Origin of the sequence: Campylobacter concisus, assembly GCF_902460845.1 — a bacterium.
In the GTDB taxonomy this organism is placed as follows: Bacteria; Campylobacterota; Campylobacteria; order Campylobacterales; family Campylobacteraceae; genus Campylobacter_A; species Campylobacter_A concisus_X.
In genome coordinates this window covers 183776-206929 of the sequence record NZ_CABPVS010000004.1, presented here as the reverse complement: position 1 = coordinate 206929, position 23154 = coordinate 183776, and the positions used below count along the sequence as shown (strand labels likewise).

Annotated in this window: 27 protein-coding genes; 1 reads left to right on the top strand and 26 read right to left on the bottom strand. The window is 37.0% G+C overall.

The window, feature by feature from the left end; all coding sequences use genetic code 11:
- Window positions 1–4: 4 nt before the first annotated feature.
- The 24 genes from F3H00_RS06330 to F3H00_RS06215 all read right to left on the bottom strand — a co-directional run bounded on the left by F3H00_RS06330 (window position 5) and on the right by F3H00_RS06215 (window position 18458).
- On the bottom strand, window positions 5–589 hold the full coding sequence (locus tag F3H00_RS06330; RefSeq protein WP_148799219.1) for an FKBP-type peptidyl-prolyl cis-trans isomerase: 585 nt from the start codon (window positions 587–589) through the stop codon (window positions 5–7).
- A 62-nt stretch (window positions 590–651) separates the two neighbouring features.
- Window positions 652–1494, bottom strand: a complete 843-nt coding sequence (locus tag F3H00_RS06325) for a tetratricopeptide repeat protein (protein ID WP_148799217.1) — start codon at window positions 1492–1494, stop codon at window positions 652–654.
- A gap of 17 nt (window positions 1495–1511) precedes the next feature.
- On the bottom strand, window positions 1512–2018 hold the full coding sequence (locus F3H00_RS06320; RefSeq protein WP_021090913.1) for an OmpA family protein: 507 nt from the start codon (window positions 2016–2018) through the stop codon (window positions 1512–1514).
- A 64-nt stretch (window positions 2019–2082) separates the two neighbouring features.
- On the bottom strand, window positions 2083–3339 hold the full coding sequence (gene tolB / locus F3H00_RS06315) for a Tol-Pal system protein TolB (protein ID WP_103640530.1): 1257 nt from the start codon (window positions 3337–3339) through the stop codon (window positions 2083–2085).
- A gap of 24 nt (window positions 3340–3363) precedes the next feature.
- Window positions 3364–4311 carry a TonB C-terminal domain-containing protein gene (locus F3H00_RS06310; RefSeq protein ID WP_148799215.1) on the bottom strand — a complete coding sequence of 316 codons (948 nt, stop codon included), beginning with the start codon at window positions 4309–4311 and terminating at the stop codon, window positions 3364–3366.
- 1 nt (window position 4312) lies between these two features.
- Window positions 4313–4711: a biopolymer transporter ExbD gene (locus F3H00_RS06305; RefSeq protein WP_021090535.1), complete on the bottom strand. Its 399-nt coding sequence runs from the start codon at window positions 4709–4711 to the stop codon at window positions 4313–4315.
- A complete protein-coding gene (locus F3H00_RS06300; protein ID WP_051288435.1) occupies window positions 4712–5296 on the bottom strand; it encodes a MotA/TolQ/ExbB proton channel family protein in 585 nt (194 codons plus the stop codon).
- Window positions 5297–5686: an ATP synthase F1 subunit epsilon gene (atpC, locus tag F3H00_RS06295; RefSeq protein ID WP_021090667.1), complete on the bottom strand. Its 390-nt coding sequence runs from the start codon at window positions 5684–5686 to the stop codon at window positions 5297–5299.
- An 18-nt stretch (window positions 5687–5704) separates the two neighbouring features.
- On the bottom strand, window positions 5705–7102 hold the full coding sequence (gene atpD / locus F3H00_RS06290; RefSeq protein WP_002939420.1) for a F0F1 ATP synthase subunit beta: 1398 nt from the start codon (window positions 7100–7102) through the stop codon (window positions 5705–5707).
- Window positions 7103–7113: 11 nt separating this feature from the next.
- Complete coding sequence (gene atpG, locus F3H00_RS06285; RefSeq protein WP_002939426.1) at window positions 7114–8001, bottom strand: ATP synthase F1 subunit gamma; 888 nt, start codon at window positions 7999–8001, stop codon at window positions 7114–7116.
- A gap of 9 nt (window positions 8002–8010) precedes the next feature.
- A complete protein-coding gene (gene atpA, locus F3H00_RS06280; protein ID WP_009294343.1) occupies window positions 8011–9528 on the bottom strand; it encodes a F0F1 ATP synthase subunit alpha in 1518 nt (505 codons plus the stop codon).
- 14 nt (window positions 9529–9542) lie between these two features.
- Window positions 9543–10073 carry a F0F1 ATP synthase subunit delta gene (locus tag F3H00_RS06275; protein WP_148799213.1) on the bottom strand — a complete coding sequence of 177 codons (531 nt, stop codon included), beginning with the start codon at window positions 10071–10073 and terminating at the stop codon, window positions 9543–9545.
- Window positions 10073–10585: a F0F1 ATP synthase subunit B gene (locus F3H00_RS06270; protein ID WP_103580397.1), complete on the bottom strand. Its 513-nt coding sequence runs from the start codon at window positions 10583–10585 to the stop codon at window positions 10073–10075. Before F3H00_RS06270 ends, F3H00_RS06275 begins: the two co-directional genes overlap by 1 nt.
- Before the next feature lie 9 nt (window positions 10586–10594).
- The gene (locus tag F3H00_RS06265) at window positions 10595–11017 is read right to left on the bottom strand and encodes a FoF1 ATP synthase subunit B' (RefSeq protein ID WP_148799211.1); all 423 of its coding nucleotides are present in this window, start codon (window positions 11015–11017) and stop codon (window positions 10595–10597) included.
- Between the two features lie 95 nt (window positions 11018–11112).
- Window positions 11113–11973 carry a ParB/RepB/Spo0J family partition protein gene (locus F3H00_RS06260; RefSeq protein WP_148799209.1) on the bottom strand — a complete coding sequence of 287 codons (861 nt, stop codon included), beginning with the start codon at window positions 11971–11973 and terminating at the stop codon, window positions 11113–11115.
- Between the two features lie 15 nt (window positions 11974–11988).
- Window positions 11989–12771: a ParA family protein gene (locus F3H00_RS06255; RefSeq protein WP_021090449.1), complete on the bottom strand. Its 783-nt coding sequence runs from the start codon at window positions 12769–12771 to the stop codon at window positions 11989–11991.
- Window positions 12768–13403: a biotin--[acetyl-CoA-carboxylase] ligase gene (locus tag F3H00_RS06250; protein WP_107811723.1), complete on the bottom strand. Its 636-nt coding sequence runs from the start codon at window positions 13401–13403 to the stop codon at window positions 12768–12770. The genes F3H00_RS06255 and F3H00_RS06250 overlap by 4 nt, the downstream gene beginning before the upstream one ends.
- Window position 13404: 1 nt before the next feature.
- Window positions 13405–14193, bottom strand: a complete 789-nt coding sequence (gene thiD / locus F3H00_RS06245) for a bifunctional hydroxymethylpyrimidine kinase/phosphomethylpyrimidine kinase (protein WP_148799207.1) — start codon at window positions 14191–14193, stop codon at window positions 13405–13407.
- 24 nt (window positions 14194–14217) lie between these two features.
- Window positions 14218–15123: a methionyl-tRNA formyltransferase gene (gene fmt, locus F3H00_RS06240; protein ID WP_148799205.1), complete on the bottom strand. Its 906-nt coding sequence runs from the start codon at window positions 15121–15123 to the stop codon at window positions 14218–14220.
- A gap of 16 nt (window positions 15124–15139) precedes the next feature.
- Window positions 15140–15475 (bottom strand): EF-hand domain-containing protein, encoded by a 336-nt coding sequence (locus tag F3H00_RS06235; protein ID WP_148799203.1) that lies wholly within the window; start codon window positions 15473–15475, stop codon window positions 15140–15142.
- Between the two features lie 46 nt (window positions 15476–15521).
- The gene (obgE, locus tag F3H00_RS06230) at window positions 15522–16580 is read right to left on the bottom strand and encodes a GTPase ObgE (RefSeq protein WP_148799201.1); all 1059 of its coding nucleotides are present in this window, start codon (window positions 16578–16580) and stop codon (window positions 15522–15524) included.
- A 224-nt stretch (window positions 16581–16804) separates the two neighbouring features.
- Entirely contained in the window at window positions 16805–17062 is a 258-nt protein-coding gene (gene rpmA, locus F3H00_RS06225; protein ID WP_002942569.1) for a 50S ribosomal protein L27, read from the bottom strand.
- 11 nt (window positions 17063–17073) lie between these two features.
- Window positions 17074–17388 (bottom strand): 50S ribosomal protein L21, encoded by a 315-nt coding sequence (gene rplU / locus F3H00_RS06220; protein WP_021090648.1) that lies wholly within the window; start codon window positions 17386–17388, stop codon window positions 17074–17076.
- 107 nt (window positions 17389–17495) lie between these two features.
- The gene (locus tag F3H00_RS06215) at window positions 17496–18458 is read right to left on the bottom strand and encodes a hypothetical protein (protein WP_148799199.1); all 963 of its coding nucleotides are present in this window, start codon (window positions 18456–18458) and stop codon (window positions 17496–17498) included.
- Between the two features lie 133 nt (window positions 18459–18591).
- Here F3H00_RS06215 and flhB point away from each other — a divergent pair, with 133 nt between their 5' ends.
- Entirely contained in the window at window positions 18592–19665 is a 1074-nt protein-coding gene (gene flhB, locus F3H00_RS06210) for a flagellar biosynthesis protein FlhB (protein WP_035167257.1), read from the top strand.
- Between the two features lie 51 nt (window positions 19666–19716).
- Here the strand turns inward: flhB and F3H00_RS06205 are convergent, their stop codons facing one another.
- Complete coding sequence (locus F3H00_RS06205; protein ID WP_072593834.1) at window positions 19717–21384, bottom strand: anaerobic C4-dicarboxylate transporter; 1668 nt, start codon at window positions 21382–21384, stop codon at window positions 19717–19719.
- A gap of 760 nt (window positions 21385–22144) precedes the next feature.
- On the bottom strand, window positions 22145–22270 hold the full coding sequence (locus F3H00_RS10700) for a hypothetical protein (RefSeq protein WP_262367348.1): 126 nt from the start codon (window positions 22268–22270) through the stop codon (window positions 22145–22147).
- Between the last annotated feature and the right edge of the window lie 884 nt (window positions 22271–23154).

Sequence of the window (23154 nt, the reverse complement as noted above, 5' to 3'; positions counted from 1 at the left end):
CTTCTTAGTGATGGTGATGTCCGTGTCCACCGCAACCGCAACCACCGTCCTCGTGTCCATGTCCGTGTCCACCGCAGCACTCATGCTCATGCTCATGATCGTGACCACCACAACCGCAAGTATGAGCCCCGGCTACTATGCCTGTTGCTTTTTCATCTTCTGTTGCATCTCTAACTTCTAAAACTTCAACATTAAATAGCAAATCTTTACCAGCATATGGGTGATTAAAATCAACTGTTACTTCGTCATCTTTAATCTCTTTAACAATAACACGAACGCTTGAGCCATCCTCATTTTGACCAAAAAGTTCCATTCCTTCATGCAAATCTATACCAGCAAACTGCTCTTTTGGTAACGACTGAATGGCATCATTATTATATTCACCACAACCCTCTACTGCCTTTACGCTTATAGTTGTTCTTTCGCCTGATTTTAATTTACTTACTTCTTCTTCAAGCTTTTCTATAATATGGCCATGCCCTGTTATAAATGAAATTTGGCCACCTTCTTGCATATTTGACTCTAGAATTTCACCAGTGTTGGCATCTTTTAGTTCGTAAAACATAGTTATGACTTGATCTTTACTCACAATAATCTCCTTAGATTTGGTTTCTTGATTAATGTGGGATTATATCTAAAAAAGATTAAAATTTAGTTTCTATTAGGAGAGGCTTTGGCTTCTTTACTATCTGGATAGCCGACTTTTAAAGCTTTATAAAATCTATTTGCACTTTGCGTGTCACCTATCTTATCAAAGCTTATAGCTGTGTGATATAGAAGTTTTGGAGTGTAGTCAGCCTTATCTTCACTTTGTATACTTTTTTTATAGTATTGTATGGCTGTGCTGTATGATTTTTGACTATAAGCAACTTCGCCTAGATAATAATTTGAAACACCAGTTTTATAGCCTTTTTTATTTAAGTATTCAAAATATTCAGCTGCTTCTGTGCTATTGCCAGAATTTAAAAGCTTAATGCCATCAGCTAAAATATCTTTATCGCTTTTTCCACTAAAATTTGAAGTTGGCTTATTTTGTTGTTTTGGATTTGTATTTTGCTTTGGTTGGGCAGCATTTTTATCCATTATTGCACCTAATTTATTTAAGGCAGCAGTGATATTCTTATAGTTTTTGTCTTGTATATCTCTAGTTTCATCAACATAAGCCTTCAGTGATGTCAAACTTACACCAGAATCACTTATGCCACCATTTACCTTCGTCTCTATATCATTTATTCTTTGCTCAAGCTTATTCATTCTAGCACTCATGCTCTCAATCAAACTTTGCAAACCTTGAAGTTGTTCTAAAACACTATTCATATTCTCTTCAATATTTTGAACACTTCGCTTATTATTTAGGGTAACTTTTTCATTGTCAGTTAGACCGTATGGATTAGCACTATCCATATTGCCTGCATCAAAAGCTGAAATCTCTTGACCGAAGGTAATAGAGATAGTGGCTCCTATCAGAGCCACTACAATTATTTTTTTGTTCATTATTATTTAATTATAAATTATGGAAGTACTTTGAAATCTGCACGTCTATTTTGAGCATCGCAAGCTTTTGTTTTATCTGTGCAAACTGGATTGCTTTCACCAAAGCTAACTACAGCGATTCTATCAGCACTAACGCCATTTCTTACAAGAGCATCTTTAGCGCTTTTAGCACGTTTTAAACCAAGAGCATAGTTATACTCATCTGTACCCCACTCATCGCAGTTACCTTCTACTTTTATAGAAAGAGCTTGAGCGTCAGCTTGGTTAAATACTGATGCATTTGAGCTAACAACGCCTTGTTGATCAGCTTTGATATTAAATTTATCAAAGTCAAAGTATACACTTTTAACTTGACTCTCGATGTTAGCAATAAGAGCTGCTAATCTATCAGCATCGCTCATGCTACCTGAATTGTCTGCAGATTGATTTGAATTTGAATTCATATCAACTTCAGGGTTTTTTGAGCTACAACCGCTCAACAATAAAGTTGCAACTGCAACACTTGCTAGAACTACTTTTTTCATTCCTTATCCTTTTTTAGAAATTTGGTCGAATTATATCACAAAAATTTTAAATTTTATCAGAATATTACCAATCTATAGATTGAATTTTTCCTACTTTTAAAGGAAACTGAAAACTTCTGTTTTCATTTAGCCTAACAACACCTAGTGAACTTTGACCGCCAAGCTCTTTTATAAAGACAACACTTTGCCCATCGCTTGAGAATCTTGGATAGTTATTTTTGCCATTTGCTGTAAGCTGTCGTATAAAATCCGTTTGAGTTGAAATTAGATATATATTAAAACTACCGCTTGCTTCCCTGCTTGAATAAACAACATAATTTTCAAATGTGCTTACAGAGTTATTATTCTTACCATGAAATACCATTTGTTCAACGCTTCCACCAGAAATCGCAGGAGTTGCAAAAACATTTGGATAGCCAAGCCTATCTGATACAAAAACTATCTTACTATCATTATCTACAAAATTTCCATTTACATCTATACCTGGATAATTAGTAATCTGCGTCAAATTTTTGCTATTTGTATTATAGATAAATATATCTGGTTGATCTTTTGGTGCCATAGTTAATAAAATTTTACTTCCATCTTTACTAACATCTGAGGCTATAAGCATGCCAATGCTATCAATTATCTTTGTTTTTGTGCCAGAATTTAGATCATATCTAAATAAAGTTGGCTTATTGTTTACATAAGATGTATAGTAAAATTTACTTTGATCAGCTCCAGCCCATTTAGGGAAAATATTTAGCCCACCACTTACTATAGTCTTTTGATATGTAAGTGTATAATCAGCAACTATGATAGAGCTTTGGCGAGCTGAAGTATATTTTGAAAGAATAATAAATTTTTCCATCCAGCCAACTGGTGGTAAATTTAGTTCATTAGTAAGCTCAACTATACTTTTATGCGCCAAAAACGGATACTTTGCGCCGTCTGGCATAGTATAAACCTTCTCATATCTTGTAGTTGCTGTTTTAGCGTTTATCAGTTTTACTCTCAAAGTAAGAGGCGAGCCAATAGAGCCTTCAAGAGCATATCTAAAGATAAGCTCGACGCCTTTATCACTCATTGTATTAGTAGTCGCATCTCCTTCATAGGTAGAAGGCACATGATCTTCGATTACTTCAAAATCGGAACTAACCTTTAGATCTCCTAGCATGATTTTAAAGAATTTATCTTTAAACCCCGCATCGCTAACAGCAGTTGTTGCATCTTGCAAAGCTATCTTTGGCAAGGCAATACCTTGATTTACAACAGATATGGTTGCATCAGCAGCATAAAGCCCTAGAGCAACACATAAAAAAAGAAAAATTTTCTTCATCTCTACTCCATAATTTTATAAATTTTAGTTTATTTTATCTTCTAAATTTAAATTAAAAGTAGTGCTTTTGTCTGGATTGAATGGAAATTTCTCCGTTGTAAGTTTTTCTAAGCACTCTCTTACTTTTGCGTTAAATTCTTCATTATATGATAGCTCTAAAATTTCATAGCTAAAATTTCCGCTCTGATCTATCATAACTTTAACTTTAGCTAAATTTGCAGAATCGGCCTTATAGCTTTGCCATCTTCTTTGAATTTGTTTTGTTATCGCACCCATTAGTGGATCGTAAGTACCGGTAGATTGTGATTTTGGAGCAGTTGGATTTTGATCTATCTTTAAACTCTTTATTATATCACTAGCTTCTTTTGCGGCTTTTGAACTAGAAGCTTCACTTTTTTTACGGCTTTGCACTTTATTTTCGGCCTTTTTTATACCATCATCTTTTTTAAGTTTTGTAGGGTCTATGTCACTAAAGAGGTCTTTTATATTTGGCTCTTTTGGTTTTGGCTTTTCAACTGGCTTTGGTGTAGGCTTAGGCTCAGGTTTTGGCTCTGGCTTAACATCTTCTTTGGGTTCTTCACTTGGTTTTAAAATTTCTGGTTTTGGTTCTGGTTTTTTAGGCTCAGGTTTTGGTTCCTCTTTTGGAGGAGTTGGTAAGCTTGGGGTAGGCAATGGTTCCTCTGGTACAACAGGCTTATTTGTAGTCTCTTGTTTATCTTCTTCAGATTCCTTTTTAGGTTCAGGCTTTGTCTCTTTAACTACTTCATCTGCTTGTTTTGGAGCTTTAATGGTTTGATCAACTTCTCTATCAACCATAACCACATCCATAATAGCATCTTTATCATCGGTATATTTTTTAGGAGGCTCTACAAAAAATGTAAGCTTTATAAACAAAATAAGTATAATAATAACGTAAATACAAGACGCTACAAGAAACGAACTAAGCGTTGGAAATTTAACTTTATTTGACATCTTAACCGTTTGTCTCTAAAGCTACTTTATTAAAACCAGCACCTTTCAAAGTCTTTAATACAAACATAACATCATCGTATTTTAAATTTTTGTCAGCTTTTATATAGATAGGCGAGGTTTTATCGTATTTTGTACTCATTAATGCGATATTATCAGGAAACTCAGCAAGGCTCATAGTACTCTGATCAACTCTAACTTGTCCTTGCGAATTTATAGATACTATAAGATCTTTTTGCTTAGATGTTGAAGTTTTTGCCTTTGAACCATCCGGAAGAGTAATATCCTCTTGATATGTTATAGTTGGCATAGTAACCATTAAAATGGCTAGTAAAACAAGCATAATATCAACAAGAGGAGTTATATTTAGCTCTGGTGTCTCATCGGTAAATTTAACGGCCATTTATAGTATCTCATCATCTTTTTTAAGTGCTATCATTACATCAGCCTGACGCTCAATAACACTCATTAATTCATAAGCTTTTCTTTTTATGAGTAAGTTAAATGTATATGCTGGGATGGCAACAAAAATTCCACAACCAGTTGCAACAAGTGCCTCTGAAATAGCTGGAGCGATAATACCAAGTGATGAACCTCCACCATTTCCAAGCTGTGAAAATGTCTCTAAAATAGAAACAACGGTTCCAAAAAGACCGATAAAAGGCGAAGTAGATGCTATTACACTTAGCCACGTTAGTCCACTTGTAGCATTTTTCTCGGCTATACTTATACATACGTTTAGTTTTTCTCTTGAGATTCTTCCATTTGCACATTTTCTCAAAGACGAATCATTTGGAATATTTTTAGCACCCATAAGCAGTGCTTCAAGTGCATTTTGCTCACGTTTTTGCCAAGCTCCAATACCAGCCATTCTTGAAAAAAGAATTGTGAAACTAACTATAAAATATATTGACAGCCAAGTTAAAACAATAATTGTAATAAAACTACTTCTTTGAATGTAATTTAAAAATAAATCTATACCGCCCACTTATCTAGTTCTCACTACATTTTCCATTTTAGATATAGTTGCTGCAAAAGCATTTGTATCACTGCTCATGCTCTCTATCAAATTTCTAGCAGCTTCCAATGAATTTGCAAGCTCACTTTCACTATCACCAGAGACGTAAACCGCACCGTCAGCAAGTATTACTACCTTACCTTCGTCAATCTTTGCATAGCCCCAGTTAATCGCAACAACATCATGTTTTTTATTTTTATGTTCTATATCTATAATACCTGCTTTTAAAAGAGATATTAATGAGGCATGGTTTGGTAAAACACCAAACTCACCCTCGCTACCTGGAAGCACTACACTGCTCACGTCATCATTAAATATCTGACCTTGAGGAGTTACGATCTCTAAATGTAATTTATCCATTACGCTTCCTTTTTAAATTTAAGCCTTAAGTTTCTCAGCTTTAGCTAAAGCCTCATCTATATTTCCAACCATATAAAATGCTGCTTCTGGTAAGTGATCATATTTACCCTCTAAAATTCCCTTAAAGCCAGCTATATTTTCGTCAAGACTTACATATTTACCAGGGCTACCTGTAAATACTTCAGCAACGAAGAATGGCTGAGATAAAAATCTCTCTATCTTTCTTGCTCTATCAACTGTTAGCTTATCTTCTTCGCTAAGCTCATCCATACCAAGGATCGCAATGATATCTTGAAGATCTTTATATTTTTGGAGCACAGCTTGAACGCCACGAGCTACCTTATAGTGATCTGCTCCTAAAATTTGAGGATCGAGCATTCTTGATGTTGAATCAAGCGGATCAACAGCTGGATAAATACCTTTTTCTGCAATAGATCTATTAAGAACTGTTGTGGCATCAAGGTGCGCAAAAACAGTTGCAGGAGCTGGGTCTGTAAGGTCGTCCGCAGGAACGTAAACGGCTTGAACAGAAGTGATTGAACCTTTTTTAGTTGATGTAATTCTCTCTTGGAATTTACCCATCTCACTTGCAAGAGTTGGCTGGTAACCAACAGCTGATGGAATACGTCCAAGTAGAGCTGACATCTCTGCACCTGATTGAGAGAAACGGAATATGTTATCGATAAACATCAAAACGTCAAGTCCCATCTCATCACGGAAGTACTCAGCCATTGTAAGACCAGTTAGTGCGATACGGTTTCTTGCTCCTGGTGGCTCATTCATTTGACCATAGCACAAGGCAACTTTATCCAAAACATTACTTTCTTTCATTTCATGATAAAGGTCGTTTCCTTCACGAGTTCTCTCTCCAACACCAGCAAATACAGAATAACCGCTGTGTTTAAACGCAACGTTGTGGATAAGCTCCATAATAATAACCGTTTTACCAACACCAGCACCACCAAATAGACCTACTTTACCGCCCTTTGCATAAGGAGCTAGAAGGTCGACTACCTTGATACCAGTTTCAAAAATTTCACTTTTTGTACTTTGCTCTTCAAATGGAGGAGGATCGCGGTGAATAGACCAATGCTTATCAAAATTTATACCCTCGCCCTCGTCGATCAAATCACCAACTACGTTAAAAATTCTACCTAGAACTTTTTCACCAACTGGCACACTAATAGGTGCACCAAGTGCTTTAGCCTCTAAGCCACGAGTCAAGCCCTCACTCATATCCATAGCGATCGTTCTGACTCTATTATCGCCTAGGTGAGCAGCAACTTCTAATATTAGTTTATGTTTCTTGCCCTCAACCTCAAAGAAAACTTCGATAGCTTCATTGATCTTTGGCAAGTAGTCATTAAAGTCAACATCGACCACAGGGCCCATAACTTGACTAATAACACCCTTCATTCATACTCCTTTTATTTCATTGATTCAACACCACTGATGATCTCGATAAGCTCAGTGGTAATAGACTCTTGTCTTGCTTTATTGTAAGCAAGATTTAACTGTTTAACGCGTTGTTTAGCATTGTTTGTTGCATTATCCATAGCTTGCATTCTAGCACTGTGCTCAGCCGCCAAAGAGTCAACTAAAGCATAATACATACTATACTCAAAATATTTATTGAGCAATTCATCCATGATCTTAGTATAATTGTCTTCTGGCTCAAATTCCATCAAAGAATTTGTCTCAACAGCAACTATCTTAGACGGCTCAATAGGCACAATATCATTTACCCTAATCTCTTGAGAAATCATATTTTTATAGCCATTGTGTATTAGCACGACTTTATCAGTTATGCCGTTTGTAAAGTCATCGATGGCATCTTTTATGATTTTTTGAGCTTTTTCATATGTAGGAGAAGAGCTAGCTCCGACGTAAGTCTCAAGTAGTTCAACGCCTTGAAAATTGAAAAATTCTATACCTTTTTTACCAACAGCTCTTAGTCTGACCTTGATCTTTTTGGCTTTTAGCTCATCAATCATGCGCCTAACTGTCTTTATAGTTTGGACATTAAAGCCACCGCAAAGCCCTTTATCAGCGGTAACAAATATAATATCAACCTTTTCTACACTCTTTGTTGTGTTAAAAAATTTACTCTCAGTCATAACTGATGCATATTGATTGATCTTATAAGCTATCTCCGATAAAACCTCATTGATCTTAAGTGCGTAAACTCTAGAGTATCGAGCAGCCTCTTCGGCTTTGCGAAGCTTTGCTGTTGAGACAAGCTTCATCGCACGCGTCGTCTTTTGAGTATTCTGGACGCTCTTAATCTTTCGTTTTATATCTTTTAAATTTGACATATCTTAGCCCTAGTTAGCGGCAAAAGTCGCTTTAAAATCTTTCAACGCTTTATGTAAAATTTCTTCTACTTCTTTATCAAGAACCTTTTTAGTTCTGATTTGCTCAAAAATTTCAGGGTATTTCGCCTCTATATATGGATATAGCTCAGCCTCAAATTTTGTTACATTTGCAGTTGCAACATCATCCAAATAGCCCTTAGCGCCAGCAAATATGATAACTACTTGATTCTCAACTGGAAGTGGAGAATATGGAGGTTGCTTTAGTACTTCAACCATCTTTTGACCACGCTCTAGTTGTTTTCTTGAGCTCTCGTCAAGGTCGCTTGCAAACTGAGCAAAGGCTTGTAGTTCGCGGTACTGAGCAAGGTCTAGTCTTAACGTACCAGAAACTTGTTTGATAGCTTTGATCTGAGCTGCACCACCGACTCGAGATACAGAAAGACCAACGTTGATCGCTGGGCGGATACCTGAGTTAAATAGGTCGCTCTCAAGGAAAATTTGACCATCTGTAATAGAAATAACATTTGTTGGAATATAAGCTGAAACGTCGCCTGCTTGAGTTTCGATGATAGGTAGAGCTGTTAAAGATCCAGCACCTAGCGCGTCATTTAGCTTACTTGCTCTTTCTAGAAGTCTTGAGTGAAGGTAGAAAACGTCACCTGGGTAAGCTTCACGACCTGGTGGTCTTCTTAAGATCAAAGACATCTCACGGTAAGCAACCGCGTGTTTTGACAAGTCATCATAGATGATTAGCGCGTGGCGAGAGTTATCTCTAAAGTATTCACCCATTGTTACGCCAGCGTATGGTGCAAGGTATTGAAGCGCAGCTGCGTCACTAGCACCAGCATTTACAACTATCGTGTAGTCCATAGCGCCATATTCTTCAAGTTTTTTAACGACTTGAGCAACGGTTGATTGTTTTTGGCCGATAGCTACATAGATACAAATAACATCTTGACCTTTTTGGTTGATGATAGTATCGATAGCAACCGTTGTTTTACCAGTTTGGCGGTCGCCAATGATAAGCTCTCTTTGACCTCTACCGATTGGTACAAGTGCGTCGATCGCTTTGATACCTGTTTGAAGTGGCTCATGAACACTCTTTCTAGCCATGATGCCTTTTGCTTTTTCTTCAACGAAGCGAGATTCAGTAGCTTCGATTGGTCCTTTTGCGTCGATTGGCTCACCGAGTGAATTTACAACACGGCCAATCAATGCGTCACCAACCGGAACACGTAGAAGTTTTTTAAGTCTTTTTACAGAGCTTCCTTCTGTGATACCGCTAGTTTTTCCAAGGATAACTATACCAACACTGCTCTCTTCAAGGTTAAGAGCCATACCTTTTTCGCCACTTTCAAATTCAACCATCTCGCCAGCCATAACGTTTTTCAAACCATAAACGTTAGCAACGCCATCAGCGACTGAGATGACTTTACCGGTCTCTTCTACATCAACACTTAAATCAAAATTTTCAATACGCTCTTTGATTATCGTGCTAATTTCGTCAGCTTTAATTTTTGCACTCACGCTTTCACTCCTTTTTAAATTGCTTTTAATATATATTCACTCATTTGACTTTTTAGTCTATCGATAGAGAAATTTACCTCGACACCTAAATCATCTAACTCAACTTTTACGCCGTTGTAATCGCTCTTTGAGCCATCAAGCTTGATCTTAGAGTTAAATTTCTTAGAGAAATTCTCTTCTAGAGCTTTTAACTGATCAGCGCTTAGATCAAAATTTCCAATAACCTCGCCACGATATGTATTTTCAAGCAAAGACTGCTCTATCTTCATCTCGTTTAAGATCGCTGGGATAAGCTCCAGTCTTTTATTTGCACCAAGAAGCTTAATAAAATTTGCAAATTTAGCATCTTGATTTTTAACCAAAGATAGTACAAAATCAACCTTTTGTGAAGCCTTTAAAGTAGGCAAACTTATAATGCTTTTAAATTTATCGCTAGCAAAAGCTGCTGCCAGCTCTGATAAATTTTCAACAAATACATTAAGTTCATTTGATTTTACGTCACTTAAGATCGCTTTTACGTATTTTTTAGCCACTACTTCATTCATTAGCTAACCTTTTTAAGTATGATATTTACAAGCTCTTTTTGATCGACTTTTAGGCTATCGCTTGAGAAAATGTCGCTCAAAATTTCATTTACAACGCCTTTTGTCATCTTGCGCTCTTCAAATTCTTTTTGCTCTTTGTGGCTCTTTTGAAGATTTGCTATATCATTTTGAGCGTCGCTTTTAACCTTAGCAGCTAAATTTAAAGCCTCTTTTTTAGCAGTTTCGATTAGGGAATTTGCATTTTGTTTAGCTTCCTCAACACGTTTTAGAGCATCATCTTTTTTGGCTTTAGAATCGCGTAGCTTCTCTTGGATACTTTCAAGCTTATTTGCGATCCTGTCAATTCTGCTTTGATAAAGAGCTTTTAGTGGCTTAGCTGCAAAATATACCAAAATAGCAAAGAAAAGTAAGAAGTTTAGCGTTCTCTCTACTATATCGTAATTTGTTCCGCCATGCCCACTAGCATAAGCTAGAAATGGAAGTGCTAGAAAAAATAAAATTTTTATCTTCATAAAATTCCTTTAAATTTTAGAGAGCTTGGCATTTAAAGCCGCTCTAAGTTCAGGTAGTTTAGCTGATAGATCTGCTTTCAAGTTATCTTTCTGGGAGCTTAGAGCATTTAAAAATTCATTGTAATCAGCCTCTAAACTAGTTTTTACAGCATTTACTTCTTTTAAAGACTCCTCTTTTACCAAATTTAAGGCTTCTTGCCTTATTTTATTGGCCTCAGTCCTTGCGTTTAATATAATCTCTTCAATCTCTTTTTCATGAACACTTAGATCACTTGCATTTTTACTAGCACTCTCTTCATCATTTTTTATAGAGGCATTTCTGTCATCTATAAATTTGAGCATTGGCTTATAAAGCAAGGAATTCAAAATAGCGATCAATACTAAGAAAACGATAGCCGTTAAAAGCATCAATGGCACATCTATTTCTAACATCCACTCTCCTTATTTTATCATTAAGTTTTATTTAATATTCAAATTAAAGTCTGATTCTACAATAAATTACTAAAAATAAAAATAAATTTGTAATTCTATTTTAGCCTAGCAATAAATTCTTCCACCTGTGAAATATTATTAAATTCTAAAACTAGATTGCTAGATTTTACTTTTGTCTTTATCTTTAAATTTTTAAAAATTTCTTGTAAATTTGATAATTTTTTGCTCATTTCCTCAGAAATTTTTGGCTTTTTGTCTTTTATCTCTTCCTTATTTTTTATCTTTTTTACTAAAATTTCTGTTTCTCTAACGCTTAGCTTTTGACCAATTATAGTATCAACAACCATCTTTTCTTCTTCGGTGCTAAGCCCAACTATAACTTTAGCGTGACCTTGTGTAAGCTTATCTTCTTGTAAAAGTTTTTGTGTATAGTCGCTAAGAAGTAGAAGTCTCATTGTGTTTGTTATTTGAGTTCTGCTCTTATGGATGATGTTTGCTAAGCCGTCTTGTGTGATCTTATACTCATTTATAAGCTCTTTATACGACTTTGCGAGTTCGATCGGATTTAAATTTTCACGTTGAATATTTTCGATAAGTGCAAGCTCTCTTAAATTTTGAGACTTGATGTCAGCGATGATCGCCTTTATCTTGCTTGCTCCAAGCATCTTTGTAGCGCGGTATCTTCGCTCACCGGCTATTAGCATATAGCCATCATCTTTTTTGATGACGATTATTGGCTGGATCAGTCCGTGCCTTTTGATGCTGGCACTTAGCTCTTTTAAAGCTTCTTCGTCAAAATGCGTTCTTGGCTGGTATGGGTTTGGTAAAATTTCATCTATATTTATCTCTTCGACTATCTCAGAGTCGTTTAAATTTGCAATCTCTTTGCTGTAGGCCTGCTCTACATCTTCAAGTATCGCACTAAGTCCACGCCCTAATCCACCTTTTTTAGCCATTTTTTTCCTTATTTTTTAGTTTAAAATACAATATGCCAAATTTTGATATGCGATCGAGCCTGGTGATTTTATATCATAAAGTATCACTGGCTTACCAAAACTTGGGCTTTCAGCAAGTTTCACATTTCTTGGAACGACCACAAATTCCTCTTTGCTGTCCTTGCTTTTAAAGAGCTTATTTTCAAAATGCTGCTTTAAATTTGCAATAGTCTCTTTTGAGAGATTATTTTGCGAGCTAAACATAGTTGGCAAAAAGCCTTTTATATTTAGCTTTGGATTTATCGTTTTTTTGATGATCTTAACCGTATTTAAAATTTGAGCTAAGCCCTCAAGTGCGTAAAATTCACATTGAATCGGGATGATAACACTATCACTTGCACTAAGAGCATTTATCGTGATGCTACCAAGTGCTGGAGGACTATCAATTATAATAAAATCATAGTCGTTTACAACTTCTGAAATTTTATTTTTAAGGATTAGTTTATAGTCCTTATTTTGATCATTAAATTCTTGCTCGATGCCGACAAGCCCTATATTTGACGGAGCTAAAAAAAGTGTTGGGATCTCAGTTTTTAACACGATTTGCGAGAGCTTTTTTCTATCTGTTAAGACGTGATAAATGTTAAACTCATAGTCACTTCTACTAAAGCCAAGTCCAGTTGTCGCGTTTGCTTGTGGATCGATGTCTATCAATAATACTTTTTTCTCAGCAACCGCCAGTGATGCGGCTAAATTTACGGCTGTTGTGGTCTTGCCAACGCCGCCTTTTTGATTAGCTATTGTTATTATCTCGCTCATCTTAAAGAATATACCTTTTCCCCATTTAGTAAGATCGCTCCATCATCACAAATTTCAGCATCCTGAAGCGAAACAGCTCTATTTGCAATATGCGTAATAAAACCTTTTGACTTGCAAAAGTCTATCCTAAATTTGCTAAAAATTGGCTTCCATAAAATCTTTTTATCAAGCATGCTAATAAAGCCCCAAACTAGCTCATCTACGCTAGTTTTTATATCCAAAATGCCCGCATTTTCAGGCGCGCTAGCTAAATTTATCCCCATGCCACAAATGTAAATTTCATCTACTTTATTTGTTAAAGTGCCACCTATCTTGCGCTCGTCCACATAAAAGTCATTTGGCCATTTTAACCAGCACTTTGAGCCAAGTTCGCTCAAGACTTCACGCATCAACATAGAAAAATATATTGAGATCGAAGGCGGTGGTATGTCGCTTGACAGCTCATCTTCACTTATGCAAAACGACATAAACAAATTTCCGCCAAGCCCCTCCCAGCTGTTGCCGCGACTACCGACCCCTTTTGTTTGATTATACGCTACGACCATATACGGAGCTTTTATCTCGCCGTTTTTTAGGGCATCTATCAAAAATTCCTGCGTCGAAGGCAGACTTTGAAAAAACTCTACTTTCAAATCACACCTTAAATTTATAGAAGTGATTTACCGGATTTTGTCCGCCGCCGATGATGACCGCGTTTTTGATAGCGTTAAAGATATAATCATGTGCTTTTTTCACGCTTTCTTTTAGGCTATGGCCATTTGCTAAATTTGAAGCGATCGCACTTGATAGCGAGCAGCCTGAGCCGTGTGTTGCAGTCGTTTTTATGCGCTCATCGCTAAAGATTTCATACTCGCTGCCATCATAAAATATATCAAGCGACTTGCCATCAAGCTCGCCACACTTTAGATAAACACTCTTTGTGCCAAATTTCAAAAGCTCCTTGCAAGCCTCTTTTAGCTCGCTCTCGCCCTTTAGCTCACGCTTTAAAATTTCGCGCGCTTCAAAGATATTTGGCGTGATCACGGTCGCAAGCGGGAAAAGCTCCTCCACGATCGCGTCTTTTGCAGCGCCCTCTAGCCAGATATCGCCATTTTTACAGCTCATCACTGGATCAAGCACAACTGGCGGTAAATTTTTGATCTCTCTTAACGTTTTTGCTACGCATTTTATGATATCCACGCTTGGGACAACGCCTATTTTTATCACATCAACTTTTATATCATCAAATATCGCCTTGATCTGATCCTCAATGAGTTTAGTATCGACTAGCTGCATGCCAAAGATACCTTTTGTATTTTGAGCAGTGACCGCCGTGATCGCTCCCATCGCATAGACGCCGTGTGCTATAAATACCTTTATATCAGCTAAAACTCCAGCTCCGCCACTTGGATCAACACCTGCTATACTTAGTGCATTTTTCATATTTTCTCCTATTAAATTTGATTATTACTCTATCTTGTCGCCAACGCTAAGGCGCTTACCATTTATATATGCTTTTGCGTTTGTTGGCTTTTTGCTTGGCTCTTGAAGCTCGTAAATTTTAACTGCACCACCCTTGCAAGCAACCACGACGTGATCTTTTTCTACGCTTAAAATTTCTCCACTTCTGCCACTTTTGTCGCTTAGCTCAAGCGATAAAATTTTTAGCCCGCTCGCTAAATAAATCCCCGGCCAAGGTGTGAGTGCACGAAATTTATTATAAATTTGCCCTGCCTCTTCATCAAAACTAAAAAGTCCATCACTCTTGCTTATCTTTTTGCAGTGCGTGGCCTTGCTCTCATCTTGCTTTTGTGGCTTTAAATTTTCAAAATTTCTTAGCACTTTTACGATTAGCTCGCCGCCAAGCTCGCCTAGCTCACTAAAAAGCTCGCTTGACATCTTGCTCTCGCAAGGTGTGTAGATGAAATCTAGCATATCGCCAGTATCAAGGCCAGCGTCCATTAGCATTGCAGTCACTCCAGTTTGCTTCTCGCCTGCTAGGATCGCGCTTTGAATGGGGCTAGCACCTCTATATTTTGGCAAGATCGAAGCGTGTAAATTTATACAAGTTGCCACCTCAAGCACGCTCTCTGGCAAAATTTTGCCGTAAGCTGCCACCACGATAAATTTAGGTTTAAATGCCTTTAGCTCGTTAACCACCGCCTCATCTTTTAGCGTATTTGGCGTAAGGACTGGTACGCCTGCTAGCTCGTTTTGCGCATAAATTTTAACTTCGCTTGGAGTTAAAATTTGCTTTCTGCCAACTGGCTTATCAGGCTGGGTAAAGACCGCTTTTATATTAAAGCCAGCTTCTTTTAGGTGCCTAAGTATCCTAACGGCATAATCAGGCGTCCCCATAAAAACTACATTCATCACTTTCCTTTAAATTTCAACGACTTTTATTTTGATCTACGTTTTTACTGCCAGTCAGCCAAGAGGCGCATGGATCTTCTTGCCAGTCAATCTTTTGAAATATCAAACTTCCTAGCTCATTAATGCTAACTTTGCCACTACGATCAAGATCCAGCCTCTTAAATTCCTTACTAGTGCATAGATCTGGTGCTATTTTTAGCGCTGATGGCACTTTGCAGGACGTCCACTCATCTAAATTTAGCATACCGTCACGATCTATGTCATTGTAATCCAAAAACATATATGCCGGATCCGCTGGATCACAGCTATATACACCAAGACAAAATAGCATAATGCAAAAAATTTTCTTCATTTTATACTCTTAAAGATCTATGCCCAAAGCGCCAAAAAGTTACAACTCAAAGCTCATTTTTAAGTAGCTCAAGAAGTGCGAATTTAAGCTCATCTATGTTCTCATTTGTCGCTGACGAGATCGGCAAAATAAAATATGGTTTTGAATGATCAAAGCTGAGTAAATCTTGTTTGTAGATAAATTTACCGTTTTGCTCTGGCTTTAGCTTTAAAAATTTCATAAATTCTTTTATATTTTCATCTAAATTTTCCGCCGCATCGACTCTGGTGATAGCGATAGCATAGTCCCTACTAGCAAGTACACTTGAAAATTTAGCGACTTCTTCTTTTAGCACACTAAACTGCTCGCTCATACCTCTATAGTTTGCTCCGTCTATCATAAAAAGTAAAATTTTATTTCGCTCGATATGTTTTAGAAATTTAACGCCTAAACCGCGTCCATCGCTCGCTCCCTCGATGATGCCAGGGATGTCAGCCATGACAAAGCCACTAAACTCATCGACCTCAACAAGGCCAAGCTTTGGTGTAAGCGTCGTAAATTCGTAGTTTGCGATCTGTGGTTTGGCGTTTGATACTGTTGAAATGAGAGTTGATTTACCAACATTTGGAAAGCCAACAAGGCCCACGTCAGCAATGAGCTTTAGTTCAAGCCTTACTTCAATACTCTCTTCAGGCATACCTTTTTGTGCGTATTCTGGAGCTTGGTTGATAGAGCTTTTAAAGTGAAAATTTCCGAGTCCGCCTTTACCGCCCTTTAAAAATAGCGTCTTTTGACCCTTGCTAACTATATCACAGAGTAGTTCATTTGTCTGTGCGTCATAAACAGCTGTGCCAGGAGGGACTATTAGTTCTAGATTTTCGCCCTTTTTGCCAGTCATTCGCTTGCCCATGCCAGCTTCACCATTGCCAGCCTTCATGGCTCTTTTACCCTTATAATTTGCTAAAGTATGGGTATTGTTGTCACAAACAAAATAAACATCTCCGCCATCTCCGCCATCTCCGCCATCAGGACCACCTAAAATGACGTGTTTTTCACGGCGAAAACTCACAGCTCCAGCTCCACCATGCCCCGAACTTAGAGTCAATCTTGCACTATCTATAAACATTTTTTACCTTAAATTTTTTATTTGGATTATATCCAACTTTACTGAAATTAAATCGTGATATCTTGATTAAAATAAAGCAAATATAAACACCATGAAGCTCGAAATATAGAGTTGTGATTGATTTAAAATTTCTCTCACACAGCTATTTGAAAAATTCTAAACACTAAATAAAAATTTTGATTTTTGAATAATTTTAAGAAAGAAAGGGGCGATTGCCCCTGAGATTATGCAGCTGGATAAACAGATACTTTTTTTCTGTTTTTATCAAGTCTTTCAAATTTTACAAAGCCATCAACTAATGCAAAAATTGTATGGTCTTTACCAAGACCTACGTTATTTCCAGCGTGAGTTGCTGTTCCTCTTTGACGGATGATTATATTTCCAGCACGAACGAACTCGCCACCAAATTTCTTAACACCTAATCGGCGTCCGATACTATCACGGTTATTTTGGGTTGAACCTTGACCTTTTTTGTGTGCCATATCTTATCTCCTTAAGCTGCGATACTTACGACTTTTACACGTGTAAATTGTCTTCTAAAGCCGCGTTTTAGTTTTGAGTCTTTACGTCTGCGTTTTTTGTAGATAACTACTTTTTTGTCTTTGCCTTCATTAACGACCTCAAGAACAACTTTTGCACCCTTCACAAATGGCGCACCTACCTTTACTTCGCCGTCATTTACAGCCAAAACTTCTGTAATCTCAACGGTTGATTTAGCTTCAGCGCTAAAGTGATCTAGCTTAAGGTACTCGCCCTCGCTAACACGATATTGCTTACCGCCATGCTTAAATATAGCGTATTTTGACATACTCTACCTTTCTAAAATTTGGTAAGACCAAAAAGCACTTTTTTGCAAAAGATTTATGGAGCTTTGTTGGTTGTAAGGTGTGAATATTAGCCAAAAGTTTATAAATTCTACTTTAATGCCCCTGATTTTATGATCTCGTCGGCTAAATTTTTAATCATCGCATCGTGATCCAGAAAAAATGTTTTGTCATTTGGCAAATATGGCTGATATATCAGAGTTTTAGCTACTGGCGCATTTAAAATCACATTTATCAGTTCAAGCTCAGGCGGAAAAGTAAAATAAAGTTTTGGCTTGGGAATTTCATTTTGAAAGAGCCTCTTTGCGTAAAATTTACTGAAATTCTCGTTCTTTGGTAGCTTTATCTCTTTAAAGAGTTCAAGCGGTAAAAAGTAGCGCGCTAAGGCATGAAGTCCGTGCGCAAAGATGTAGAGGCGTTTTTCAAATTTAGGTGCATCTGTCCTGCCAAAAGTGGAGCAAAATTTCTGCAAATGCTCGCTCATAGCAGCCGTATCTTTTTCATACAAGGCAAGCACAAATTTAATCGCCTCTCTTTCGTTTGTTGGCTTTTTAGACTCTGCAAAAGTACGGGCTTTTTCTAGAGCTGGGGCAAGTAAATTTTCATCCTGCCAAAGCATCGCTGTGAGCAGATCATGCGTAACACATAGAAATTTATAGCCATTTTTGCTGGGCGGCAGACCTTTTGGAAAGATCCGTGTCATACCATCTGTGTCACCGCAAGCGATAGCAAAAAATGCCGGTATGAGCTTCTCGCACTGATCATATCCACCGCTGCATCCTGGGAGTAAGCCTAGCTTAGCGTATTGAAAGACGAGATCATTTAGCCTCTCGGCATCGCCATCAGCTAGGCACTTTTCAAGGCAGAAGTCGTAGCGTCTAGCTCTTGAAAAAGAGAGTAATCGTATAAGCCCACATAAAAAGTCGTATTCGTTTAAATTTTTCTCTTTTATTTCGTAGTAAATGCTTGCATACTCGTCTAAAAGTAGCTCTTCATCGCTTTTTGGTGGTTTCTTGGTTTTGAAAATGTTAAATAAGCCTTCTAAAAATGACATTTTGTTCGCCCCTTATTTTTGCTAATTTTAGCCAAAAACGCCTAATTTTCCACGTGCGAAAGGTGGCTTTAGCGGATATTTTAACCGTATTTTGGCTATAATCGCCCCAAATTTAAGCAAGTATGGGATAAAGATGGCAGGCGAAGATCAGGAAAAAACCGAAGAAGCGACCCCCAAAAAGATAGAAGATGCCAAAAAGGACGGCAACGTTCCCAAAAGTCAGGACCTAGCTGGGTTCGTGACCCTAGTTATTGCTATTGGCGTACTACTTGCGATGCTAAATTTTATGAAAGAACAGATCATCTCACTTTATATCTACTACTCAAAATTTATCGGTCAGCCACTTACCTTGCCAACTGTAAAAATGATCGTCGTAAATACCTTTGCAAGGTCGCTTCTTATGATACTTCCAGTTTGTATCTGCGTAGCGATCGCTGGTGTCATCGCAAATGTAATGCAGTTTGGATTTATCTTTACCACAAAGCCTATAATGCCAAATTTTGGCAAGATAAACCCGCTAAAAGGGCTAAAAAATTTATTCTCGATGAAAAAAGTGATAGACAGCATCAAAATCGTGCTAAAAGTTAGCATCGTCTTTGGAGTTGGATTTTATTTTTTCTTGCAGTTTATAAAGGAGCTACCACACACGCTCTTTTTTTCTATGTTTGATCAGCTTGCTTGGCTAAAAGAAAAGCTCATCATTCTTGTTAGTGTCATGCTTTTTATACTTTTCGTGATCGGACTTATCGACCTTCTCATCGTGCGTTTTCAATATTTTAAAGACCTTCGTATGAGCAAGCAAGAGATAAAAGATGAGTATAAGCAAATGGAAGGAGATCCGCAGGTAAAAGGCAGAATTCGTCAAGCACAAATGCGTGCAGCCAAGCGTCGAATGATGCAAAATATCCCACAAGCTGACGTCGTCATCACAAACCCTACTCACTACGCCGTGGCGATAAGATATGATAAAAGTCGCGACGAGGCGCCGATAATACTTGCAAAAGGTGTTGATTTTTTAGCACTGCAAATCAAAAAAATAGCCGTTGAAAATGGTGTGCAAATTTATGAAAACCCACCACTCGCAAGAGAGCTTTATAAAATTTGTGAAGTCGATGATACGATACCGGCACATCTTTTTAGGGCCGTAGCCGAAGTGCTAAGCTTCGTTTATATGAGCAATAAACAAAAATTTAAAGATAAGCTTTGATAAATTCTACTCTTGCCACTAGAAATTACTAGCAGCAAGAGAATTTATCTATTATAGATATCCAAAAGCAGTTGCAAAAATATAGCCAAATATACAAGAGGATATAACGCCAATAAGACCCGGAATGATAAAGCTGTGATTGATAACAAATTTACCAATATGTGTCGTACCGCTTCTATCAAACTGGATAGCCGCAAGGTCGCTTGGATATGTTGGCAGGATGTAGTATCCGTAGCAAGCTGGTGCAAAGGCTAGAATGATAGCAGGATTAACATCGATATTTAATGCTAATGGCACAAATGCAACCAAGGCTGCAGCTTGAGAATTTACAAATTTTGAGATAATCAAAAGCATAACCGCATAAGTCCAAGGGTGCTCTTTTACGATGCTTCCTAGCGCCTCTTTCATCATCGGAGTGTGCACTGCAAACATAGTCTCAGCCATCCAAGAGATACCAAAAACTGCAACAAGAGCGATCATACCTGATCTAAATATCTCGTTTTTACCGATCTTGCTAGCATCTGTTGGTGTAAAGATTAAGATGATAGCGCCAGTTAAAAGCATGAAAATTTGGATAACATGAACCATACTTAGGCTTTTTGAAGATGCTTGTTTGTTGCTTATATTGATGTAAGCACCTTGAAATTCTTCTTTTGCGCCTTTTTCATTTATATATGTTACTGCACCATCAGCTGTGCGAGTAAGAGTTTGATTTGCATCTTTGCCGATGATTTTGACTGATTGAGCTTTTTGATTGGCATTTAGCTTATCGTTTGCTACTTTTAACTCAGCCGCCTCTGTTTGGATGCTAGCGTCTTTTATTTTTAAGGTTTTTAAAACTTTTTGCTCAGTTGGAAGGTTAGCTATTACTTGAACGACCGTTGCGTCTTTGTAAGTAGTCCAGCTTGGACGAAGATCTTTAAAATATCCAAGAAGCGCAACTACAAGGATAGAGCCTAAAAATATCCACATTGCAGCCCATTGATAGCCAGGAAGCTTTTTGCCTAAAAGTGTCGCACTATCGCCATAAACATATTTTTTAAACTCAGGATCTTGAAGCTTTGCTTGAAATACTTCGTCTTTATCAAGATCTTTGCCTCTAAACCAGCTAAAAATTCCTACCGCTAAAACACCGCAAAATGTTGATGGAATCGTAATCTTTAAAAGATCTAAATATCCATCAAAGCCAGCTAGGTGAGTTTTAGCATTAATAAGAAAGCTTGTAAGAGTTACAACAGCAACTGAAACTGGACTTGCTATGATGCCCATTTGTGAAGCTATTGAGCTTGCTGCCATTGGTCGCTCTGGGCGGATACCATTTTTGATAGCGATATCATAAACGATAGGAAGCACGGTATAAACAACGTGTCCAGTACCGCATAAAATAGTAAGCGTACATGTTACAAATGGAGCCAAGATGCTTACATATTTTGGATTTTTTCTAAGTATAGTTTCTGCTATTTGAAGCATAACATCAAGACCACCACTAGCTTGAAGCGTAGCACTTGCCACAACAACAGCGAGGATAGTTAGCATAACATCGATAGCAGGCTTACCAGGCTCAATGTTAAATCCAAAAACAAGAACAATAAGACCGATACCACCTAGCATACCAAGCGCGATACCGCCTTTTTTAGCTCCGTAGAACAAACAGATAAGGACGATGAGAAGCTGGATAGCAAACTGCATGCCTTCACTTAAATTCATGAGAAAATCCATGAAACCTCCTAAGTTAATATAAATTTAATCAAGATTATATCTCTTATGGATTTAGATTAAACTTATATTTTAAGGATGATTTGATACAAATATAACATTTTGATTAATAAGGCTTATTTAGGATAAAATTTATAAGATTATCCCTTACAAATTTTTTATTTGATCTTGAAGATTTTATTTGTCTTAGAATATATAAAATGAAAATAGCATTGTTATATTTTAAATTTACTAATAATAAAAATTTATTTAAATTTTATAAATAACCTAGAAGTCTTGTAAATACGAAATTTAATAGAACCAAAAGAAAAATGATTGATGTTTAAGGAAAGGTTAATGGTGGTTAGAGGCAGAATCGAACTACTAAGTATTTCTTAAGATTTATTTTGATTTATAAATCCCTAAAATACGCTTTTCTAAGTTTTATATAAGTTTATTATAATTGCTAAAAATGTCTAAATAGATGGCACCCAATATGGCACCTATTTTAGACGTTAAATATTAAGATAAAAAACTACCTTGTTAAAAATACCAAGCTCACATTAAAATATTTCTACTCAAAAGTTATCATAAATGATAATATCACTGGTGTAAAAAAATAATTGCGAAAAATACTTTTACGATAAAAAGTGCTGACGACTATACTCTATCTTTGCTAGATACTATTTTGGCTAATCCACTTAAAACACTTGAAACGGATAGAGATACTGGATCACATTTGAGTAGGCATCATAGTGTTTTTTGGTAATAGACTTATTCAAGCTTAGGACAATTTAAACGCTTTTGCTTTCTTATATAGATCTTTTTTTGACTTTACAATTCTTGCTTGTAGATTGATGTTTCTTTTGATAGATGCCACTATTATCACATCTCTTGCTATTATTTTCATTACTCTTCCTTTTGTAAATATGCAGCAATTTAAAATGAAACATGGACAAGATACGTCACAAAAAATGACAGCAAAAAGATTTACAATTTTTATGTAAGCGAAATGGCCTAAATTTATATATGGATTATGGAATTTAGCCCCCTTGATCGGGTCAAATTTGTTTAAATGAAACAAGACCATACAATATGGCGGTAGTCGTGCTAATGTTTCAATCCCCTTGATCGGGTCAAATTTGTTTAAATGAAACAAGACCATACAATATGGCGGTAGTCGTGCTAATGTTTCAATCCCCTAGATCGGGTCAAATTTGTTTAAATCTAAATACATCGAAGCTGTGCCCCTTGAAGTTGAGTTGTTTCAATCCCCTAGACCGGGTCAAATTTGTTTAAATACAAACAGATGGATTTGCAAACCATAGAGATAGATAATGGTTTCAATCCCCTAAATCGGGTCAAATTTGTTTAAATGTGAGTTTACATGGAAACATAGAACTCAAAGTGAAAAATTGTTTCAATCCCCTTGATCGGGTCAAATTTGTTTAAATGGCCACAAGCATCAGGCTCTCGCTCAGTTAATCCGTTTCAATCCCCTTTATCGGGTCAAATTTGTTTAAATGCGCATTCTTTGGGTACCCAGGGATAGGTAGCGCGTTTCAATCCCCTTGATCGGGTCAAATTTGTTTAAATCCTAATAGTCGTGCTGTTGTCGGTTTCGCGGGCTGCGATGAGTTTCAATCCCCTTGATCGGGTCAAATTTGTTTAAATTCATGGCACAAGTAGTAATTCTACAAATGAACGGAGACAAGTTTCAATCCCCTTGATCGGGTCAAATTTGTTTAAATAGCCTAAAAGACTATTTTTGCAAAGGAAAAATTAGCAAAATTA

Bases quoted from the DNA above. Each gene is read 5' to 3' on its own strand.
- F3H00_RS06215 (WP_148799199.1), bottom strand. From the start codon at position 18,458: ATGTCATTTTTAGAAGGCTTATTTAACATTTTCAAAACCAAGAAACCA.
- F3H00_RS06320 (WP_021090913.1), bottom strand. From the start codon at position 2,018: ATGAAAAAAGTAGTTCTAGCAAGTGTTGCAGTTGCAACTTTATTGTTG.
- obgE (WP_148799201.1), bottom strand. From the start codon at position 16,580: ATGTTTATAGATAGTGCAAGATTGACTCTAAGTTCGGGGCATGGTGGA.
- atpC (WP_021090667.1), bottom strand. From the start codon at position 5,686: ATGGATAAATTACATTTAGAGATCGTAACTCCTCAAGGTCAGATATTT.
- rplU (WP_021090648.1), bottom strand. From the start codon at position 17,388: ATGTCAAAATACGCTATATTTAAGCATGGCGGTAAGCAATATCGTGTT.
- rpmA (WP_002942569.1), bottom strand. From the start codon at position 17,062: ATGGCACACAAAAAAGGTCAAGGTTCAACCCAAAATAACCGTGATAGT.
- F3H00_RS06310 (WP_148799215.1), bottom strand. From the start codon at position 4,311: ATGTCAAATAAAGTTAAATTTCCAACGCTTAGTTCGTTTCTTGTAGCG.
- F3H00_RS06305 (WP_021090535.1), bottom strand. From the start codon at position 4,711: ATGGCCGTTAAATTTACCGATGAGACACCAGAGCTAAATATAACTCCT.
- F3H00_RS06235 (WP_148799203.1), bottom strand. From the start codon at position 15,475: ATGAAGAAAATTTTTTGCATTATGCTATTTTGTCTTGGTGTATATAGC.
- flhB (WP_035167257.1), top strand. From the start codon at position 18,592: ATGGCAGGCGAAGATCAGGAAAAAACCGAAGAAGCGACCCCCAAAAAG.
- F3H00_RS06270 (WP_103580397.1), bottom strand. From the start codon at position 10,585: ATGAAGATAAAAATTTTATTTTTTCTAGCACTTCCATTTCTAGCTTAT.
- F3H00_RS10700 (WP_262367348.1), bottom strand. From the start codon at position 22,270: ATGAAAATAATAGCAAGAGATGTGATAATAGTGGCATCTATCAAAAGA.
- thiD (WP_148799207.1), bottom strand. From the start codon at position 14,193: ATGAAAAATGCACTAAGTATAGCAGGTGTTGATCCAAGTGGCGGAGCT.
- atpG (WP_002939426.1), bottom strand. From the start codon at position 8,001: ATGTCAAATTTAAAAGATATAAAACGAAAGATTAAGAGCGTCCAGAAT.
- F3H00_RS06325 (WP_148799217.1), bottom strand. From the start codon at position 1,494: ATGAACAAAAAAATAATTGTAGTGGCTCTGATAGGAGCCACTATCTCT.
- F3H00_RS06275 (WP_148799213.1), bottom strand. From the start codon at position 10,073: ATGAATGAAGTAGTGGCTAAAAAATACGTAAAAGCGATCTTAAGTGAC.
- fmt (WP_148799205.1), bottom strand. From the start codon at position 15,123: ATGAATGTAGTTTTTATGGGGACGCCTGATTATGCCGTTAGGATACTT.
- F3H00_RS06265 (WP_148799211.1), bottom strand. From the start codon at position 11,017: ATGTTAGAAATAGATGTGCCATTGATGCTTTTAACGGCTATCGTTTTC.
- atpD (WP_002939420.1), bottom strand. From the start codon at position 7,102: ATGAAGGGTGTTATTAGTCAAGTTATGGGCCCTGTGGTCGATGTTGAC.
- F3H00_RS06260 (WP_148799209.1), bottom strand. From the start codon at position 11,973: ATGGCTAAAAAAGGTGGATTAGGGCGTGGACTTAGTGCGATACTTGAA.
- F3H00_RS06255 (WP_021090449.1), bottom strand. From the start codon at position 12,771: ATGAGCGAGATAATAACAATAGCTAATCAAAAAGGCGGCGTTGGCAAG.
- F3H00_RS06205 (WP_072593834.1), bottom strand. From the start codon at position 21,384: ATGGATTTTCTCATGAATTTAAGTGAAGGCATGCAGTTTGCTATCCAG.
- tolB (WP_103640530.1), bottom strand. From the start codon at position 3,339: ATGAAGAAAATTTTTCTTTTTTTATGTGTTGCTCTAGGGCTTTATGCT.